The organism is Agromyces sp. NBRC 114283 (genome assembly GCF_030268405.1).
Classification (GTDB): domain Bacteria; phylum Actinomycetota; class Actinomycetes; order Actinomycetales; family Microbacteriaceae; genus Agromyces; species Agromyces mediolanus.
On record NZ_BSQP01000001.1, the window covers coordinates 1,401,161 to 1,420,249 of the forward strand.

General features: G+C 71.6%; 20 protein-coding genes. 14 read left to right on the top strand and 6 right to left on the bottom strand.

Annotation, left to right across the window (positions count from 1 at the left end; translation table 11 throughout):
• Positions 1–1,362, top strand: coding sequence for a phosphoglucosamine mutase (gene glmM, locus QSJ60_RS06860; protein ID WP_230764782.1), 1,362 nt, complete (start codon positions 1–3; stop codon positions 1,360–1,362).
• 102 nt (positions 1,363–1,464) lie between these two features.
• On the opposite strand, the gene coaA is transcribed toward glmM, so the two are convergent.
• Positions 1,465–2,421, bottom strand: coding sequence for a type I pantothenate kinase (gene coaA, locus QSJ60_RS06865; RefSeq protein ID WP_189083738.1), 957 nt, complete (start codon positions 2,419–2,421; stop codon positions 1,465–1,467).
• 79 nt (positions 2,422–2,500) lie between these two features.
• Between coaA and glmS the strand changes: the two genes are divergently transcribed.
• From glmS to QSJ60_RS06915, 10 genes are all read left to right on the top strand, one after another.
• Positions 2,501–4,351 (top strand): glutamine--fructose-6-phosphate transaminase (isomerizing), encoded by a 1,851-nt coding sequence (glmS, locus tag QSJ60_RS06870; RefSeq protein ID WP_285463109.1) that lies wholly within the window; start codon positions 2,501–2,503, stop codon positions 4,349–4,351.
• A 48-nt stretch (positions 4,352–4,399) separates the two neighbouring features.
• A complete protein-coding gene (locus QSJ60_RS06875; RefSeq protein ID WP_230764784.1) occupies positions 4,400–4,768 on the top strand; it encodes a holo-ACP synthase in 369 nt (122 codons plus the stop codon).
• Entirely contained in the window at positions 4,765–5,889 is a 1,125-nt protein-coding gene (alr, locus tag QSJ60_RS06880; protein ID WP_285463110.1) for an alanine racemase, read from the top strand. The genes QSJ60_RS06875 and alr overlap by 4 nt, the downstream gene beginning before the upstream one ends.
• On the top strand, positions 5,889–6,389 hold the full coding sequence (tsaE, locus tag QSJ60_RS06885) for a tRNA (adenosine(37)-N6)-threonylcarbamoyltransferase complex ATPase subunit type 1 TsaE (RefSeq protein ID WP_285463111.1): 501 nt from the start codon (positions 5,889–5,891) through the stop codon (positions 6,387–6,389). Before alr ends, tsaE begins: the two co-directional genes overlap by 1 nt.
• Before the next feature lie 90 nt (positions 6,390–6,479).
• Entirely contained in the window at positions 6,480–7,100 is a 621-nt protein-coding gene (gene tsaB, locus QSJ60_RS06890) for a tRNA (adenosine(37)-N6)-threonylcarbamoyltransferase complex dimerization subunit type 1 TsaB (protein ID WP_285463112.1), read from the top strand.
• On the top strand, positions 7,097–7,630 hold the full coding sequence (gene rimI, locus QSJ60_RS06895; protein WP_285463113.1) for a ribosomal protein S18-alanine N-acetyltransferase: 534 nt from the start codon (positions 7,097–7,099) through the stop codon (positions 7,628–7,630). The genes tsaB and rimI overlap by 4 nt, the downstream gene beginning before the upstream one ends.
• Positions 7,627–8,679 carry a tRNA (adenosine(37)-N6)-threonylcarbamoyltransferase complex transferase subunit TsaD gene (gene tsaD / locus QSJ60_RS06900; protein ID WP_285463114.1) on the top strand — a complete coding sequence of 351 codons (1,053 nt, stop codon included), beginning with the start codon at positions 7,627–7,629 and terminating at the stop codon, positions 8,677–8,679. Before rimI ends, tsaD begins: the two co-directional genes overlap by 4 nt.
• A gap of 138 nt (positions 8,680–8,817) precedes the next feature.
• Entirely contained in the window at positions 8,818–9,219 is a 402-nt protein-coding gene (locus tag QSJ60_RS06905) for a DUF4190 domain-containing protein (RefSeq protein WP_230764793.1), read from the top strand.
• A gap of 55 nt (positions 9,220–9,274) precedes the next feature.
• Positions 9,275–9,958 (top strand): DUF4190 domain-containing protein, encoded by a 684-nt coding sequence (locus QSJ60_RS06910; protein ID WP_285463115.1) that lies wholly within the window; start codon positions 9,275–9,277, stop codon positions 9,956–9,958.
• A gap of 266 nt (positions 9,959–10,224) precedes the next feature.
• Entirely contained in the window at positions 10,225–10,587 is a 363-nt protein-coding gene (locus tag QSJ60_RS06915) for a hypothetical protein (protein ID WP_285463116.1), read from the top strand.
• A gap of 17 nt (positions 10,588–10,604) precedes the next feature.
• On the opposite strand, the gene QSJ60_RS06920 is transcribed toward QSJ60_RS06915, so the two are convergent.
• Entirely contained in the window at positions 10,605–11,795 is a 1,191-nt protein-coding gene (locus QSJ60_RS06920) for a class I SAM-dependent methyltransferase (protein WP_285463117.1), read from the bottom strand.
• Positions 11,796–11,952: 157 nt separating this feature from the next.
• On the opposite strand from QSJ60_RS06920, the gene groES reads away from it, so the two are divergent.
• From groES to QSJ60_RS06935, 3 genes are all read left to right on the top strand, one after another.
• Positions 11,953–12,249, top strand: coding sequence for a co-chaperone GroES (groES, locus tag QSJ60_RS06925; RefSeq protein WP_017203655.1), 297 nt, complete (start codon positions 11,953–11,955; stop codon positions 12,247–12,249).
• 187 nt (positions 12,250–12,436) lie between these two features.
• Entirely contained in the window at positions 12,437–13,339 is a 903-nt protein-coding gene (gene rarD / locus QSJ60_RS06930; protein ID WP_230764873.1) for an EamA family transporter RarD, read from the top strand.
• A 196-nt stretch (positions 13,340–13,535) separates the two neighbouring features.
• Positions 13,536–14,834, top strand: a complete 1,299-nt coding sequence (locus tag QSJ60_RS06935; RefSeq protein WP_189083749.1) for an ABC transporter substrate-binding protein — start codon at positions 13,536–13,538, stop codon at positions 14,832–14,834.
• A gap of 236 nt (positions 14,835–15,070) precedes the next feature.
• On the opposite strand, the gene QSJ60_RS06940 is transcribed toward QSJ60_RS06935, so the two are convergent.
• The 4 genes from QSJ60_RS06940 to QSJ60_RS06955 are packed head-to-tail and all read right to left on the bottom strand — an operon-like array spanning position 15,071 to position 18,943.
• Positions 15,071–15,844 carry an ABC transporter ATP-binding protein gene (locus QSJ60_RS06940; protein WP_189083750.1) on the bottom strand — a complete coding sequence of 258 codons (774 nt, stop codon included), beginning with the start codon at positions 15,842–15,844 and terminating at the stop codon, positions 15,071–15,073.
• Entirely contained in the window at positions 15,831–16,745 is a 915-nt protein-coding gene (locus QSJ60_RS06945; RefSeq protein WP_189083751.1) for an ABC transporter ATP-binding protein, read from the bottom strand. Before QSJ60_RS06945 ends, QSJ60_RS06940 begins: the two co-directional genes overlap by 14 nt.
• Entirely contained in the window at positions 16,735–17,715 is a 981-nt protein-coding gene (locus tag QSJ60_RS06950) for a branched-chain amino acid ABC transporter permease (RefSeq protein ID WP_229781625.1), read from the bottom strand. The genes QSJ60_RS06945 and QSJ60_RS06950 overlap by 11 nt, the downstream gene beginning before the upstream one ends.
• Positions 17,716–17,728: 13 nt before the next feature.
• Positions 17,729–18,943: a branched-chain amino acid ABC transporter permease gene (locus QSJ60_RS06955; protein ID WP_230764800.1), complete on the bottom strand. Its 1,215-nt coding sequence runs from the start codon at positions 18,941–18,943 to the stop codon at positions 17,729–17,731.
• Positions 18,944–19,089 lie beyond the last annotated feature (146 nt).

Below are 19,089 nucleotides of genomic sequence, written 5' to 3' on the forward strand. Positions count from 1 at the left end.
ATGCCTCGGCTATTCGGAACCGACGGGGTCCGGGGCCTGGCCAACCGTGAACTCACGGCTGACCTGGCCCTGGGCCTCGCTCAGGCGGCTGCCGCCGTCCTCACTCAGGGGCGCCACGCGGAGGAGAACCGCGCGGCCGGGCGACGCCCCGTCGCCGTCGTCGCGCGCGACCCTCGCGTCTCGGGTGAATTCCTCACCGCCGCCGTCGCGGCCGGCCTCGCGTCGAGCGGGGTCGACGTCCTCGACGCCGGCGTGATCCCCACCCCGGCGACCGCGTTCCTCATCGACTCGATCGACGCCGACTTCGGCGTGATGATCTCGGCGTCGCACAACCCGGCCCCCGACAACGGCATCAAGTTCTTCTCGTTCGGCGGCACGAAGCTCCCTGACGAGGTCGAAGACCGCATCGAGAGCTATCTCGGCAAGCAGAAGCTCGCCCCCGTCGGCGACGGCGTCGGCCGCATCCGCCGCTTCGCCGACGCCGAGGACCGCTACGTCGTGCACCTGCTCGGCACGCTGCCGCACCGTCTCGACGGGCTGAAGGTCGTCCTCGACTGCGCCCACGGCGCCGCCGCAGGCGTGTCCCCCGAGACGTTCCGCGACGCGGGCGCCGAGGTGATCGTCATCGGAGCCGACCCCGACGGCATCAACATCAACGACGGCGTCGGCTCCACCCACCTCGGGCCGCTGCAGGCCGCCGTCGTCGAGCACGGCGCCGATCTCGGCATCGCGCACGACGGCGACGCCGACCGCTGCCTCGCGGTCGACGCCGAGGGCAACGTCATCGACGGCGACCGCATCATGGCGATCCTCGCGGTCTCGATGAAGGAGCGCGGCACGCTCGTCGACGACACCCTCGTCGTCACCGTCATGTCGAACCTGGGCCTGAAGCGCGCGATGGCCGAGCACGGCATCCGCATCGTCGAGACGAAGGTCGGCGACCGCTACGTCCTCGAGGAACTGACGGCCGGCGGCTACGCGCTCGGCGGCGAGCAGTCCGGGCACGTGATCATGAGCGAGTTCGCGACGACGGGCGACGGCGTGCTCACGGGGCTGCACCTTGCGGCCGAGGTCGCCCGCACCGGCAAGTCGCTCGCAGAGCTCGCTTCCGTGATGCGCGTGTACCCGCAGGTTCTCGTCAACGTCCGCGACGTCGACCACCACGCGCTGCACGAGAGCCCCGGCATCGCCGCGGCGGTCGCCGCCGCGGAGGCCGAGCTCGGCGATTCCGGGCGCGTGCTGCTGCGTCCGAGCGGCACCGAGCCGATGGTGCGCGTCATGGTCGAGGCGGCCGAACAGGCCGAGGCCGACCGGCACGCGGCCACGCTCGCCGAGGTCGTGAGCGTCGAGCTCGCCCGCTGATCCGCGTCGCGCCGGTGCCGACGAGGCATCCGTCGCCGCCATCGCGAATCGCCCGTTCCCCGAGGGAGCGGGCGATTCGCCGTTCCGGAGCGGGAGGCGCGTTCAGAGCTTGCGCAGCAGCACGCTCGACACGGTGTGGTCCGCGCTCTTGCGCAGCACGAGCGAGGCCCGCGAGCGGGTGGGGCGCACGTTCTGCAGGAGGTTCGGCTCGTTGATCGCGTGCCAGATCTCCCGGGCGCGCTGGCGCGCCTCCTCCTCGGAGAGGGCGGCGTAGCGGTGGAAGTAGGAGCGCGGATTCGCGAAGGCGCCGCGCTGCAGCTTCAGGAAGCGCTCCTCGTACCAGCGGGCGATGTCGCTCGTGCGCGCGTCGACGTAGATCGTGAAGTCGAAGAGGTCGCTCACGGCGAGGCGGTGGCCGGGGCCGGGCGGCTGCAGCACGTTCAGTCCCTCGACGATGAGCACGTCCGGGCGGCGCACGGTGATCTGGGCGTCGGGGACGATGTCGTAGGCGAGATGCGAGTAGAAGGGGGCGCGCACCTCGGCCGCGCCGGCCTTCACCTCGCTCACGAAGCGCAGGAGCGCGCGCCGGTCGTACGACTCGGGGAAGCCCTTGCGGGCCATGAGCCCGCGGCGCTCGAGCTCGGCGTTCGGGAACAGGAAGCCGTCGGTCGTCACGAGCTCGACCCGCGGGGTGTGCTCCCAGCGCGCGAGGAGCTCTCGCAGCAGGCGGGCGATCGTCGACTTGCCGACCGCGACGGAGCCGGCGACGCCGATGACGAACGGGGTCGGCGCGAAGCGCTCCCGCAGGAACTCGCTGGTGACCTTGTGCAGGGCCTTCGTGCCGCCGACGTAGAGGTTCAGCAGTCGCGAGAGCGGCAGGTACACCTCGGCGACCTCGCGCGGGTCGAGCGGTTCGCCGAGCCCGCGCAGCTGCACGAGCTCGGTCTCCTGGAGCGGCGAGGGCATCGACGGTGCGAGCGCAGCCCAGTCGGAGCGGTCGAGCTCGATGAACGGCGACAGCTGCGGGGCGTTCGACGCGGCGTGATGCTGGTCCGGCACCCGCACAGTCTAGTGAGGGCCGCGGGCGCCGCCCGACCGTGGGGCGCTCGTCCAGGATCTCGCCGCTAGGATCGTGCGCATGTGTGGAATCGTCGGATACGTGGGCGCCCGTTCGAGCGTCGACGTCCTCATGGGTGGCCTGCGCCGCCTGGAATACCGTGGCTACGACTCGGCCGGGGTGGCCATCATCGGCGCCGAGGGCGAGCTCGCCACGGCGAAGCGCGCCGGCAAGCTGAAGGTCCTCGCCGATGCGCTGGAGCAGCAGCCGATCGAAGCGGGCGGCACCGGCATCGGCCACACCCGCTGGGCGACGCACGGCGGCCCCACCGACGCGAACGCGCACCCGCACCTCGCCGACGAGGGCCGGCTCGCGCTCATCCACAACGGCATCATCGAGAACTTCTCCGAGCTGAAGCAGGAGCTGCTCGACGAGGGCTTCGCCTTCGCCTCCGAGACCGACACCGAGGTCGCGGCCGTACTGCTGGGCCGCGAAGTCCGTCGCACCGGCGACCTCCGCGCCGCGTTCCGCGCGACCGTGCAGCAGCTCGAGGGCGCGTTCACGCTCCTCGCCGTGCACCGCGACGAGCCGGGACTCGTCGTCGGCGCGCGCCGCAACTCGCCGCTCGTGCTCGGCCTCGGCGAGGGCGAGAACTTCCTCGGCTCCGACGTCGCCGCCTTCGTGGAGTTCACGAAGCGCGCGGTCGCCATCGGCCAGGACCAGATCGTCGAGCTCACCGCCGACGAGGTCCGCGTCACGGACTTCGAGGGCTCGCCCGTCGAGGTCGAGTCCTTCGAGGTCGCCTGGGACGCCTCCGCCGCCGAGAAGGGCGGCTGGTCCTCCTTCATGCGCAAGGAGGTGGCCGAGCAGCCCGAGGCCGTTGCGAACACCGTGCGCGGCCGCATCGCCGACGAGCACGTCGTCATCCCCGAGCTCGAGGCGCTCGGCGACGAGGAGCTTCGCGCCGTCCGCCGCATCACGATCGTCGCCTGCGGCACCGCCTCCTATGCGGGCCTCGTCGCGAAGTACGCGATCGAGCAGTGGGCGCGCGTGCCCGTCGAGGTCGAGCTGAGCCATGAGTTCCGCTACCGCGAGCCGGTCATCGAGCAGGACACCCTCGTGCTCTCCATCAGCCAGTCCGGCGAGACGATGGACACGCTCATGGCCGTGAAGTACGCCCGCGAGATGGGCGCGAAGACGGTCTCGGTCTGCAACACGCAGGGTGCCACCATCCCGCGCGAGTCCGACGCGGTCGTCTACACGCACGCCGGGCCCGAGGTCGCCGTGGCGTCGACGAAGGCGTTCGTCGCGCAGATCACCGCCCTGTACCTCTTCGGCCTGCACCTCGCGCGCGTGCGCGGCACCCTGACGGACGGGCAGCTCGCCGCGCAGCTGCACGAGCTGCAGGCGGTGCCCGAGAAGCTCGCCTCGGTGCTCGAGGAGTCCGAGAAGGTCGCGCAGCTCGCGCACTGGATGGCCGACACCCGCTCCGTGCTCTTCCTCGGCCGTCACGTCGGCTACCCGATCGCCCTGGAGGGCGCGCTGAAGCTCAAGGAGCTCGCGTACATCCACGCCGAGGGCTTCGCCGCCGGCGAACTGAAGCACGGGCCGATCGCCCTGATCGAGCCCGGTCAGCCGGTGTTCGTCGTGGTGCCGAGCCCGCGCCACCCGAACAGCCTGCACCCGAAGGTCGTCTCGAACATCCAGGAGATCCGCGCCCGCGGCGCACGGGTCATCGCGATCGCCGAGGCCGGCGACGCGGCCGTGCTGCCCTTCGCCGACGAGGTCATCCGCATCCCGCTCGCCGCGCCCCTCTTCGAGCCGCTGCTCGCGGTGGTGCCGCTGCAGGTGTTCGCGATGGAGCTCGCGCAGGCCAAGGGCCTCGACGTGGACCAGCCGCGGAACCTCGCGAAGTCCGTGACGGTGGAGTGACCGGGAGCGCATGAACGACGGGGGCTGTGTGAGCGACGGAGCACGCGAGTGATCGCGGGCATCGGCATCGACGTGGTCGATCTGGACCGCTTCGAGCGGTCGATCCGTCGCACCCCGGCCCTCGTCGAGCGCCTGTTCGCCGAGAGCGAACGCGGCCGCTCGCCGCGCTCGCTCGCGGCGCGCTTCGCGGCGAAGGAGGCGCTCATCAAGGCCCTCGGCGGGCACGCGGTGCTGCGCTGGCAGGAGATGCGGGTCGTGCAGGACGCCGACGGCAACCCCGGCTTCGAGGTCACCGGCGGGCTCGCCGCGCACCTCGAGGCGCTCGGCATCGACACGCTCCACCTCTCGATGAGCCACGACGCGGGCATCGCGAGCGCCTTCGTCGTGCTCGAACGGAGCGGGGGAGCGGGCGGATGACGGAACGACCCTTCCGCGAGGCGCTGATCGACCTCGACGCCGTGACCGCGAACGTGCGCACCCTGGCGGAGCGGCTCGGCACGCCGGCGATGGCCGTCGTGAAGGCCGACGCCTACGGCCACGGCGCGGTGCCCGTCGCCCGCGCGGCGCTCGCCGGCGGGGCCGCCTGGCTCGGCACCGCCGACCTCGGCGAGGCCTTCGAGCTGCGCGCCGCCGGCATCGACGCGCCGATCCTCGCCTGGCTGCACGATCCCGGCGCCGACTTCGGCCCCGCGATCGACGCCGGCATCGACCTCGGCCTCTCCGCCGAGGCGCAGCTGCACCGGGCCGCGGACGCCGCGGGCACCGCCGGTCGGCCCGCGGCGGTGCACCTGAAGATCGACACGGGCCTCAGCCGCAACGGCGTCCAGCCCGACGAGTGGGCCGGCACCGTCGCGGCGGCCGCGCAGCTCGAGCGCGCGGGCCTCGTCCGCATCCGCGGCATCTTCAGCCACCTCGCGAACACCTCCGCCGAGGCGGACGCGGCCCAGCTCGCCGCCTTCGAGCGCGCGCTCGCCGTGGCCGCCGAGGCGGGCCTCCGGCCCGAACTCCGGCACATCGCGTCGACCGCCGGGGCGCTCACCAGGCCCGAGGCGCGCTACGACCTCGTCCGGCTCGGCATCGCCTGCTACGGCATCCCGCCGTTCGCCGACGGCACGACCTCGGCCGAGCTGGGACTCGTGCCGGTGATGACCCTCCGCGGCCGGGTCGCGGCGGTCCGCCGCATCGCCGCGGGCGACGGGGTGTCCTACGGGCACACCTGGCGCGCGGAGCGTCCCACCACGCTCGCGCTCGTGCCGCTCGGTTATGCCGACGGCATCCCGCGGCAGGCCTCCGGCCGCGGCGAGGTGCTGCTCGCGGGCGCCCGCCGCCCGGTCGTGGGCCGGATCGCGATGGACCAGTTCCTCGTCGACGTCGGCGACGACGCCGTCGAGGTCGGCGACGAGGTCGTGCTCTTCGGCGACCCGGCGACCGGTGCCCCCTCGGCCGACGACTGGGGCGTCGCCGCCGACACGATCGGCTACGAGATCGTCACCCGGATCGGCCCGCGCGTGCCGCGCGGCTACCTCGGCGGCGCGTGATGCGGGTCGAGATCGCCGACACCGAGCAGATGGAGGCGTTCGGCCGGCGGCTCGGCGCGGTGCTGCGCGCGGGCGACCTCGTGCTGCTCACGGGCCCGCTCGGCGCAGGCAAGACGACGCTCACCCGCGGGATCGGCGAGGGCCTCGGCATCCGCGGCCCCGTGCAGAGCCCGACCTTCGTGCTCGCTCGCACCCACCCGAGCCTCGTCGGCGGCGCGCCGCTCGTGCACGTCGACGCGTACCGGCTGCGCGATGCGCTCGAACTCGACGACCTCGACCTCGACTTCGACGGCTCCGTCGTCGTGGCGGAGTGGGCCGCCGGCCTCGTGGACGAGTCGCACCCCGCCTGGCTCGAGGTCGTCATCGAACGGCGCACGGGTGCCGACGCCGGGACGACGGCCGACGAGCTCGACCTCGAGGCCGACGAACCCCGCACGCTCACGCTTCGCGGACCCCTCCTCGAGCGGGTTCAGGAAGACGCGGCCGAGACGAGCGAGTAGCGCGCGGCCCGGCGCGGATTCCACGATGCCGAGACAGGTGCTCCCGTGCGAGCGGGGAGGGCGGGGCCCGTCGGCGAATAGGCTGGAGGCATGCTCCTCGCCATCGACACTTCGGCCGGCACGAGCGTCGCCGTGGTCGATCGCGACGGCGGCGTGCTCGAGCAGCGCGGCACCGCCGACGCGATGCGGCACGCCGAGGTCATCGGCGAGCTGATCGCCGAGACGCTCGCGGCCGCGGGCGTCGCGCCCGCGCAGCTCTCCGGCGTCGCGGTCGGCATGGGCCCCGGCCCGTACACGGGGCTCCGGGTCGGGATCGCCGCCGCCCGCGCGTTCGCGATCGGGATCGGGCGCCCGCTCGTGCCCGTGCCGAGCCACGACGCCGTCGCCTGGGCGCAGCTCCGCGCGGGCGGCGCCTCCGCCGTGCAGGTCGTGACCGACGCGCGCCGCCGCGAGTTCGCCGTCTCCGAGTACCTCGGGCTCGACGCCGACGGCCTGCCGGTGCGCACGTCCGGCCCCGTGCTCGTGCCGCGCGAGGAGGTGCCCGCATTCGAGGGGGCGCGGGTCGACGCGGCCGAGGTGCCGGCTGGCGGCATCGGGATGCTCGCCGAGCTGGCCTTCGCGGCCGGGCGGCTGCCGCTCGCCGGCGACTCGGCCATCTACCTGCGCGAGCCCGACGTGACGCCGTCCGCAGGCAAGCGGGTGACCCGGTGAGCGTGCTGCTCCGCCGTGCGCGCCCGGACGACCTCGGCGCGATCATGCGGCTCGAGCGCGACACGTTCACCGACGACGCCTGGCCCGAGGACGCGATGCGCCGCGAGCTCGCGAGCGAGCACGGCTATTACCTGGTCGCGGTCGACGGTGAGACCGACGCGGATGCCGCGCCCGACGCGGTCTTCGGCTACGCCGGGCTGCTCGCACCGCGGGGGAGCGGGCAGGGCGACATCCAGACGATCGCCGTCGAGCCGGCCCACCGGGGCGCCGGCCTCGGCCGCGTGCTCATGCAGGCGCTCATCGCCGAGGCGCGCCGCCGCGAGGCGGTCCACGTCTTCCTCGAAGTGCGCGCCGACAACCCGGTCGCCCGCGGCCTGTACGCGTCCCTCGGCTTCACGGAGCTCGGCGTGCGGCCGCGCTACTACCGCAACGGCGTCGACGCGGTGCTGATGCGCCTCGAGGTGCCCCAGCCCGTCACCCGCCCGGCCGACGCCCGCCCGGCCGACCCGATCGAGGAGACCCAGTCGTGAACCGCAGCGCCCCGCTCGTGCTCGGCATCGAGACGAGCTGCGACGAGACCGGCGTCGGCGTCGTCCGCGGCACCGAGCTGCTCGCGAACACGATCGCCTCCTCCATGGACGAGCACGCGAGGTACGGCGGCGTCGTCCCCGAGGTCGCCGCGCGGGCGCATCTGGAGGCGCTCGAGCCGACGATCCGGCAGGCGCTCGCCGAGGCATCCGTGTCCCTCGACGAGCTCGACGCGGTCGCGGTCACGAGCGGACCGGGACTCGCCGGCGCGCTCATGGTCGGCGTCGGCGCCGCGAAGGCGCTCGCCGTGTCGCTGGGGGTGCCGATCTACGCGGTGAACCACCTCGTCGGTCACGTCGGCGCCGATCTGCTCGATACGGATGCCCCGCTCGAGACGCCCACGATCGCCCTGCTCGTCTCCGGCGGGCACACCTCGCTGCTGCTCGTGCGCGACCTCGTCTCCGACGTGGAGCTCCTCGGCGAGACCATCGACGACGCGGCCGGGGAGGCCTTCGACAAGGTGGCCCGGCTGCTCGGCCTGCCCTACCCGGGCGGCCCCGAGATCGATCGTGCCGCGGTCGGCGGCGACCCCGCCGCCATCCGCTTCCCCCGCGGGCTGACCAAGCCGAAGGACCTCGAGCGGCACCGCTACGACTTCAGCTTCTCGGGCCTGAAGACCGCGGTCGCCCGCTGGGTCGAGCAGCGCGAGGCCGCGGGCGAGCCCGTGCCGGTCGCCGACGTCGCCGCGAGCTTCCGGGAGGCCGTCGTCGACGTGCTGACGGCGAAGGCGGTCGACGCGTGCCGCGAGCTCGGCGTCCCGCGCCTCCTGCTCGGCGGCGGGGTCATCGCGAACGCCCGGCTGCGCGAGCTCACAGCCGAACGCGCGGCGGCGGCCGGGATCGAGCTGCGCATCCCGCCGCTGTCGCTCTGCACCGACAACGGCGCGATGATCGCGGCCCTCGGCGCGCAGCTCATCATGGCCGGGCACGAGCCGTCCACGCTCGGCTTCGGGGCCGATTCGACGCTGCCGGTCACCGAGATCCAGGCCTGAAGCGGGCGCCGGGGCGGCGCTCCGGCCCTCGCGCGCGGCTGAGGCCCGCGCTAGGCTTTCGGGAGAGGCCGGATGCCTCGGGGGGAAACTGCGCCCGAAGCGGCGCGACCGGGCAGCCGAGCACGAGGAGGGCCAGCGATGAGCGATCCCAGGCAGAACTCCGACCCGGCGTTCACGCCGGCGTCGGCCGACTTCGGCATGGCGACCTCGGCCACGCCGCCGGAAGACCCGATCGTCCCCAACTACGTCGACCAGGAGTCGCGCATCCCGGCGCCCGCCAAGACGAACACCCTCGCGGTCGTCTCGCTGGTCGCCTCGCTCGCGGGCCTGCTCACGGGCTTCGGCTTCCTCGTCGGCATCATCTGCGGGCACATCTCGCTCAGCCAGATCAAGAAGACCGGCGAGGAGGGCCGCGGCGCCGCGCTCGCCGGCACCATCATCGGCTACATCGGCATCGCGCTCTCCGTGATCGCGGTGATCGTGGTCATCATCGTGGTGGCGGCCGCGGCCACCATGTCGAACGTCAGCGTCAGCGGCTGAGCGCCGGCCACGACTCCGAACTACCCGTCCCGCGCGCGACACGAGAGGCACGCACATGAGCGACCAGAACACCCCGCAGACTCCGGCCGAGCCCGAGCCGAACGCCGGCGGCACCCCCGAGGTGCCCTCGGCGCCCGAGCCGCCGGCCTCGCCCGAGCCTCCGGCGACTCCCGCCGCGCCCGAGCCGCCCGCCGCGCCGACCCCGCCGTCGTACGGCACGACCGAGGCCCCGGCGTACGGGGCCCAGCAGGCGCCCGCCGCCGCCCCGGCCCCGCCCGCATACGGCGCGCCCGCCGGCGAGCAGCCCCCGGCGTACGGCCAGCCGCCCTACGGCCAGCCCGCGTACGGTCAGCAGCCGGCCTACGGCCAGCAGCAGCCGGGATACGGCCAGCAGCCGTACGGACAGCCGCAGCAGCCCGCCTACGGCCAGCCGCAGGCCGGCTACGCCGCGTACGCGCCCGCCCAGGCGGCACCGACGCCGACGCTGAGCATCATCTCGATGATCGGCGGCATCCTCGGTCTCGTCGGCAGCCTGTTCTACGGCTTCGGCGCGCTCTTCTCGATCGCGGCCGTCGTGCTCGGCTTCCTCGGCCGCAAGAAAGAGCCGGCGGCCAAGGGCTTCTGGCTCACCGGCCTCATCACCGGGTTCGTGGGCATCGCGCTCGGCCTGCTCTGGATCATCGGCATCGTGATCTTCTTCGTCGTGCTCGCGGCGTCGAGCAGCGGCTACGGCTACTGAGCGGAGCCGTCCTGTCCGAAACGAACGATCGCTCAGGGGTCCCGTCGTCCGACGGGACCCCTGAGCGCTTCGACCCCGCCCGGCCGCTCGCGCCCTACGAGCCCGCGGAGCCCACCTTCCGCGGCGAGCCCGCCGTTCGTGAGGCGCTCAGCGGAGCGACGGGACGCCGGCGCCGCACGGACGACGAGGGCGCACCGGGCGCCGCGACGGCGGAGCCGCGCCGACTCGACGAGCCGCCGACCGCGATCGAGCAGCGGGAGTACGAGGTGCCCGTCGACACCGGGCAGCTGCGCTCGCTGTCGACGGGCCAGCTCCTGCTCGTGCACCGTCCGCCGCTGCCGGAGCCGGTCGAGCACGTCGACGTCGCGGACGACGACGAGGCGCAACGGCGGCTCTACAGCTGGATCTCCGTCATCACCGGCACCATCGGCGGCATCGCCTCCCTCTTCGTGGGCTGGATGCTGCCGGTCTCGCTCGCGGCGATCGTCTTCGGAGTGCTCGGGCTCCGCCGTGAGGAGCACGGCCGCTCGCTCGCCTTCGCCGGCATCGGCACCGGAGTCGGCGGGCTCGTGTTCTCCGCGGTCTGGATCGGCTACTACGCGATCGTCTTCGGCGCGCTCCCGCGCTGAGCCGGACGGGCGTCGGCTCAGTCGGCGCGCTCGACGAGCAGCGCGATGTGGCGGCCGGCCTCGCGGGTCAGGATGATCGTCGCCGAGGCCGCCCCGGACAGCTTCAGCCGGGTGCGCAGCGCCGCCGGATCCACGTCGACCCCGCGCTTCTTGATCTCGAGGGTGCCGACGCCGCGGCTCGCGAGTTCTCGGCGGAGCTGGCGTTCGTCCGCCGGCAGTCGCTCCAGTACGCGGAATGCGCGGGCGAACTGCGTCTCGACCAGGCGGTCGCCGGTCAGGTAGGCGATGCCTTCGGAGAGCATGCGCGCGTCGAGCGAGCGGGCCAGGTCGCCGATCAAGCGGGCGCGGATGACGCCGCCGTCCGGCTCGTAGACGTAGGCGCCGAGCTCGCCGACCGGCTCGTCCGGGCTGTCCGCCGGGGCGGTGAGTTCGTGCGCCTCGCCGCCGCGGATGACGAGGGCCGCGCGGCCGACGCCCGGCCGGGCCAGCGCGCCGAGCCAGACGGCGAGCTCCACGACGTCGCCGTCGACCGAGACCCACTGCGCCTCTGCGCCCGCCGGGATGACCCCGCGGTCGGTGCCCGGGCCGAGCTTCACGCCGACGGGGAGCCGTTCGGAGAGTCCGAACGCGAAGTCGAGCGGCGGCGAGTAGTCCGAGGCATCCGCCAGCCGCCGGGTGCTGCCGCCCGAGGTGACCCGGCGCGCCGGGTCGAGCCAGGCGCCGCCGATGCCGCCGAGGGCGACCTCCTCGGCGCGCGCGTGCAGCACCGTCGCCTGCGGGAACGGGGTCAGGTTGTAGGCGGCGATCGCGGCGGTGACCTCGTCGGCGTCGGCCGCGGTGACCTCGAGCTCGATCGCGGCGAGGGCGAGGGCGTCGCCGCCGATGCCGCAGCCGAGGTCGGCGACGTGCGTGATCCCGGCGCGCGCGAAGCGACCCGCGTGCAGCGCCGCGACGTTCAGTCGCGTCGCCTGCTCGAGGCCGGGCTCGGTGAAGAGCATGCGGGAGGCGAACTCGCCGAACTTCGCCCGCCCCTTCGCGCGCAGCCTGGCCTGGCTCAGCACGGCCGCCACGAGGCCGGGCGCGTGGCCCTGCTTGCGGAGCGCCGCGACGGTCTTGACGACGTCGGCCTTCGCGTCCCATTCGCCGATCGAGTCGAGGAGGCGGAGCCCCTCCGGCGACAGCAGTTCCACGAGTTCGGCGCGATCCACCCGGCCACGCTAGCACCCGGGGTTCCCCGCCCGAGCCGTCCGCTGGCACTCACGTTGCACGAGTGCCAGATCCACCCTAGACTTTGGTTAGCACTCTCGTTCCGAGGCTGCTAACCCAGTCTTCCAAGACAGTCGTCATCTAGAAAAGGGGTCAACCGTGTCGGTTTCCATCAAGCCGCTCGAGGATCGCATCGTCATCAAGCAGGTCGAGGCCGAGCAGACCACTGCGTCTGGCCTCGTCATCCCCGACACCGCCAAGGAGAAGCCGCAGGAGGGCGAGGTCGTCGCCGTCGGCCCCGGCCGCATCGACGACAACGGCAACCGCGTGCCGCTCGACGTCGCCGTCGGCGACCGCGTGCTCTACTCGAAGTACGGCGGCACCGAGGTCAAGTTTGGCGCCGACGAGTTCCTCGTGCTCTCGGCCCGCGACGTCCTCGCGGTCGTCGTCCGCTGACCTTCAGCACCGCTCGCAACGGCCCGGATGCCTCGTGCATCCGGGCCGTTCCGCGTTCCCGGGGCCCGCGGCATCCTGGAACGTCGCCCGCCGGGCGTAGGCTGAGCCGGTGAACAGCCCAGCCGACCGCCCTGCCGAGACGGTCGGCGCACCATCCGCGGGCCGCGCTTCGAGCGGCCGTGCCCCGCTGAGCGGATCGGGGCTCGGCTACGCCGTGTCCGCCTACGTGCTCTGGGGCTTCCTGCCGGTCTACTTCATCGCGCTCGCGCCGAGCGGGCCCGTCGAGATCGTGGCCTGGCGCATCCTGCTCTCGCTCGTCTTCTGCGCGCTGCTGCTCGCCGTGACCCGCGGGTGGCGCGCGTTCTGGGCGCTCCTGCGCGACCGCCGGGTGCTCTTCACGATGGGTGCGGCGGGCGTGCTCATCTTCGTGAACTGGCTGACCTACGTCTACGCCGCCGTGTCGGGTCAGGTCGTCGAAGCCGCGCTCGGCTACTTCATCAACCCGATCGTCACCGTCTTCCTCGGCGTGCTCGTGCTGCGCGAACGGCTCAGCGTCATGCAGTGGGTCGCGGTCGGCATCAGCATCGTCGCGGTCGTCGTGCTCGCGGTCGGCCACGGACAGTTCCCGTGGATCGCGCTCGTCCTCGCCTTCTCCTTCGGCTTCTACGGACTCATCAAGAAGCGCGTCGGCCATCGCGTCGACGCCGTGTCCGGGCTGACGCTCGAGACGCTGTGGCTCGCGCCCGTCGCCGCGGGCCTGCTCTGGTGGGTCGCCGCCACGAGCGGGCTGACGATGGGCACGGTGAGCGCCTGGCACACGGTGCTCCTGGTCTGCGCCGGCGCCGTGACCGCGGTGCCGCTGCTGCTGTTCGCCGCCGCCTCGCGCCGGCTTCCGCTCATCCACCTCGGCTTCATCCAGTATTTCGCCCCGTTCATCCAGTTCCTCGTCGGCGTGCTCATCCTGCGCGAGCCGATGCCGCTCGAACGCTGGATCGGCTTCGCCCTCGTCTGGGTCGCCCTCGTCGTGCTGACGATCGACCTCGTGCGGAACGCCAGGGCGGCCCGCAAGCTCGTTCCCGAGCCCGTCTGATCCGAGCGCCCGAAGGCGCCGCGGCGCACGGATGCTGCGTCGGAACGGGTCCCGAAGTCGGCGCAGGCACGATGAACGCGGTGTTACGCGGTTGTGACCGGCATCCCTTGTTTCCAGGTTGGCCGGGCAATACTGTCAAGACCACGGCGTCATCTGACGCATCGTTCTGTCCGAATCCTTAGTCCCAAGGAGCACCATGAGCGTATTCGCGAAGGCCACGGCCAAGCGCGGTGCACGCGGAATCTGGACGGGGGTCGCCCTCGCCGGCGCCGCCGCCCTCCTTCTCTCCGCCTGCACGAGCGGCGGCGGCAGCACCACCGCCCCGACCGAGGAGCCGGCCGACACGGGCGACGCCCTGCCCATCGAGGCGGGCCCGCGCGACCTCACCCTGAAGGTCGGCCAGCTCGCGCCCCAGTCGGGCAGCCTCGCCGTCCTGGGCCCGCCCCAGATCGCCGCGGCGAAGCTCGCGGTCGACGACATCAACAAGGCTGACCTCGGCATCACGCTCGAGCTCGTCCTCCGCGACGAGGGCGACACCTCGATCGACGTCGCCACGGGCTCGGTCACCGACCTGCTCTCGCAGGGCGTCTCGGCCATCTCGGGTGCTGCCGCGTCGGCGCAGACGCGCAACATCTACGAGCAGGTCACGAGCGCCGGCGTGGTGCTGATGTCGCCGTCGAACACCGGTCTCGACCTGTCGACCATCGACGACAACGACCTCTACTGGCGCACGGCGCCCTCCGACCTGCTGCAGGGCGAGGTGCTGGGCAACCTGATCGCCGAGGACGGCAACAGCACCCTCGGCATCATCTTCCAGAACGACGCCTACGGCACCGGCTTCGCCGAGACGACGAAGAAGGCGTTCGAGAGCGCCGGCGGCGAGGTCGTCGCGGAGTCCTCGTACAACACGGGCGACACCAACTTCACCACGCAGATCTCCGACGTGACGGCGCAGTCGCCCGACGCGATCGCGATCATCTCGTTCGACCAGGCGAAGATCATCATCCCGGAGCTCGTCGGCGGCGGCTTCCCGGGCGACAAGATCTACCTGACCGACGGAAACCGGCTCGACTACAGCGACGTGTTCGCCCCCGGCCTGATCAAGGGCGCGAAGGCGACCACCCCGGGTCTCGACCTGGCGACGCTCGGCGACTTCACCGACCGTCTCCTCGAGGTCGACCCGTCGCTGACCGACTTCACCTACGCGGCGGAGTCGTACGACAACATCGTGCTGTTCGCGCTCGCGGCCTACGCCGCGAACGACACGAGCGGCACGAAGATCGCCGAGTACCTCCGTCAGATCTCCGGCTCGAGCGGAGACGGCGAGAAGGTGACCGACTTCGCGCAGGGCGCCGCCCTGCTGGAGAAGGGCGAGCAGATCGACTACGACGGTCTCTCCGGTCCCATCACCTTCGATGAGAACGGCGACCCGACCGGCGCCACGATCGGCATCTACGAGTACCAGGACGACAACACCTCGACGCGCGTCAACTAGTCGATGGTGGAAGGCCTCGGCGAGCGTTCCGCTCGCCGGGGCCTTCGTCATGCCGGGGCCTTCGTCATGCCGGGCCTTCGTCATGCCGGGCCTTCGTCATGCCGGGCCGTCGTCATGCCGGGCCGTCGTCATGCCGGGCCGTCGTCATGCCGGGCCGTCGTCATGCCGGGGGAACGAGAACGGGCGGGTGGATGCCGAGGCATCCACCCGCCCGTCAGCGGCGCTCAGGCGCCCGCTCAGTCGTCCTGACCGAGGGTGCCGAGGTAGAGGCCGATCACCTTCGGATCGTTCAGCAGCTCGCGACCGGTGCCCTCATAGGCGTCGCGGCCCTGATCGAGCACGTAGCCGCGGTCGCAGATCTGCAGGCAGCGGCGGGCGTTCTGCTCGACCATGATCGTCGTCACGCCCGCGCGGTTGATCTCCTTCACCCGCAGGAACGCCTCGTCCTGCTTCACGGGGGAGAGTCCGGCGCTCGGCTCGTCGAGGAGCAGCACGTGCGGCCCCATCATGAGCGCGCGGCTCATCGCGACCATCTGCCGTTCGCCGCCCGAGAGCGATCCGGCGCGCTGGCCGAGCCGCTTGCCGATCTCGGGGAAGATCGCGGTCACGAACTCGAGCCGCTCCTTCAGCCCCTTGGGCTTCTGGTAGAGGCCCATCTCGAGGTTCTCCTGGATCGTGAGCGAGGGGAACACGTTGTTCGTCTGCGGCACGAAGCCGACGCCCTTGGCGACGAGCTTGTTCGCCTTCAGGTTCGTGATGTCCTCGCCGTTCAGCAGCACGGCGCCCTTCCGCACCTTCACGAGGCCGAAGATCGACTTCAGCAGCGTCGACTTGCCGGCGCCGTTCGGGCCGATGATGCCGATGAGCTCGCCCTGCCTCGCGACGAGCGAGCAGCCGTTCAGGATGTTCACGCCGGGCAGGTAGCCCGCGGTGACCTCGGCGACCTCGACGACGGTGTCGCCCGGGGCCTCGGTCACGGCCGTGGCGCCGGCCGGTTCACTGTTCGTCATCGATGAGCTCCTTCACTGCCTCGACGTTCGACGTGTGCGCCGCGCCGAGGTCCGTGTCGTGGTGGGCGCCGAGGTAGGCGTCGATCACGGCCTGGTCCTGCATGACGGAGTGCGGGTCGCCCTCCGCCACGATGCGTCCCTCCGCCATCACCACGACCCAGTCGGCGATGTGCCGGACCATGTGCATGTCGTGCTCGACGAAGAGCACGGTCATCCCCTGCGTCTTCAGGTCGAGGATGTGGTCGAGGAGGGACTGGGTGAGGGCGGGGTTCACGCCGGCCATCGGCTCGTCGAGCATGACGAGCGTCGGGTCGCTCATGAGCGCCCGCGCCATCTCGAGGAGCTTGCGCTGCCCGCCCGAGAGGCTCGCCGCGTAATCGTGCTGCTTCGCGTCGAGCTTGAACCGGGTCAGCAGCTCGACGGCCTTCGCCTCGATCTGCTGCTCCTGCTTGCGCCAGAGGAACGGCAGCAGCGAGCGGAACAGGTTCTCGCCCGTCTGGTCCTTGGCGCCCAGCTTCATGTTGTCGAGCACGCTCAGCAGGCCGAGCGACTTCGTCAGCTGGAAGGTGCGGATGAGCCCCATGCGGGCGACCCGGTAGGCGGGCACGTGCGCGAGCGAGCGGCCGTCGAACTGCCACGTGCCCGAGTCGGGCTTGTCGAAGCCGGTCAGCAGGTTGAAGAACGTCGTCTTGCCGGCGCCGTTCGGGCCGATGAGGGCCGTGATCGCGCCGCGCGGGATCTCGACGTGGGCGACGTCGACGGCCGTCAGGCCGCCGAAGGTGCGCGTCACGCCGTCGGCGACGAGGATCGGGTCGACCTTGCGGCAGCCGGGCTCGGCGTCGCCGAGGTGGAGGCCGGTCGACTTCACCGGCTTGGACGTGGGAGTGGTCTCACTTGACAAAAGACATCTCCTTCTTGTTTCCGAGCAGCCCCTGCGGTCTGAAGATCACGAGGAGCATGATCGCGACGCCGACGAGGATGAACCGGAGCTGTCCCGCCTGCACCTCGGAGATCGGGAACCAGCCGGCCTCGACCGCGCGGGCGATGAAGCCCGAGAAGAAGGACAGCAGCACCCAGAACACGATCGATCCGAGCACGGGGCCGAGGATCGTCGCGGCTCCGCCGAGGAGCAGGATCGCCCAGATGAAGAAGGTGAGCGAGGTCGCGTAGGCGGAGGGGATCACCGCGCGCGGCATGATGAAGATCATGCCCGCGAGGGTGCCGAAGACTCCGCCGATGATGAGGCTCTGCATCTTGTAGGAGTAGACGTTCTTGCCGAGGGCGCGCACGGCGTCCTCGTCCTCCCGGATGCCCTTGATGACGCGGCCCCAGGGGCTGCGCATGAGGAGCCAGGTGAAGAGCACCGCGAGGATCACGACGCTCCAGCCGACGATGATGTTCCACCAGTCGTTCGCGCTGAACATCCAGGGGCCGAAGCCGGCCTTGCCCTCGAAGCTCAGCGGGTTCAGCGCCCGGAATCCGCCCTTGTACTCGCTGAGGCCGTTCGCCGAGCCCGTCACCGCGACGAAGGTGTTCGTCGTGAACAGGAGACGCACGATCTCGGCCGCCGCGATCGTGACGATCGCGAGGTAGTCGGCCCGGAGCCGCAGGGTCGGGATGCCGAGGATGAGGGCGAACACGATGGACGCCCCGATGCCGACGAGCACGGCGCCCCACACCGGGAACCCGAAGGTGAGCACCGAGATGGCGTAGCCGTAGGCGCCGATGGCCATGAAGCCGGCCTGGCCGAAGTTCAGCAGGCCCGTGTAGCCGAAGTGCACCGCGAGGCCGAGCGCCGCGAGGGCGTAGGCGGCCGTGGTCGGGCTGATGAGCTCGACCGCCGCGTTCGAGAAGATGCTTCCCCAATCGATCATCGTCGGCCTCCTACCCGATCCGCTCTCGTCGGCCGAGGATGCCCTGCGGCCGGAAGAGGAGCACCAGAATCAGCACGACGAGCGCGCTGACGAACTTCATGTCGGAGGGCAGCCAGAGCGTCGAGAGCTCGACGAAGATGCCCACGATGAGCGAACCGATCAGGGCGCCGAACGCCGTGCCGAGACCGCCCAGGGTGACCGCCGCGAAGACCAGCAGCAGGATCTGGAAGCCCATGTCCCAGCTGACGCCGGGGCGGTAGTACGCCCAGAGGATGCCGCTCAGGCCGGCGAGGCCGGCGCCGAGCACCCAGACGATCCGGATCACCCGGTCGACGTCGATGCCGCTCGTGGCGGCGAGGCTCGCGTTGTCGGCGACCGCGCGGGTCGCCTTGCCGATCCGCGTGCGCATCAGCAGGAACGCGACGCCGAGCAGGACGACGATGCTGATGCCCATGCTGGCGAGGTCGATCCACGAGAGCGAGATGGGGCCGAGCTGCAGATCGGCGGGGGAGGCGCCGGGCAGCTGCCTGGTCGCTCCGCCGTAGAAGAACTGGTACGTGTACCGCATCGCCAGCGAGAGGCCGATGCTCACGATCATCAGCTGGATGACTCCGACCCCTCGTCTTCGGAGGGGTTTCCAGATCACCCCGTCGAGGGACCAGCCCAGGCCGAGGCTCAGCAGCAGCGCGATGATGATCGCGATCCAGACGGGGAAGCCGAGGTCGCTGGAGAAGGTCAGCAGCATGAGCGCGCCGAAGGTGATCATCTCGGAGTGCGCGAAGTTGCTGAGGCCCGTGGTGCCGTAGATCAGCGAGAGCCCGATCGCCGCGAGGGCGAGCAGCAGGCCGAAGTTCACGCCGTTCGCCAGCCGGTTCAGCAACTGGTCGAAGAACGAGACGGTCTGCCTGGTGCCCTCGCCGAGGAAGAAGTTCACCGACTTCGTGTTGGTGAGCCCGAACTCCGCGGTGCGCGGGTTCTCCTCGTCCTCCGCGACGATGACGCCCTTCGGCAGGGTGTCCTCGTCGAGGGTCACTTTGTAGCTGGCCTTCTCGGGCACGCCGATGCGCCATTTGCCGTCGGCATCCGTCTCGGCGCTGGCTTTGAAGCCACCGCCCTCGACCGTGATCTCGACACCTTCAAGCGGTTCGTCCTCGTACTTCACATTCCCGAGGAAGAAGTAGTCGTACTCTTCGGAGCCTGTGCCCGTACTCCCAGCCTCCGCCATCGCAGGGGACGCTGCGATGCCGGACAGAGTGAGTGCGGACAGTAGGACTGCGAGGAGTACGAGCCATCTCCCTGGGGAATGCCGTCGGACTGTTCGCGTGGATTCCACTGCACCTCCAAGGGGTTCCGGAGGTCGTTGTGGACCTC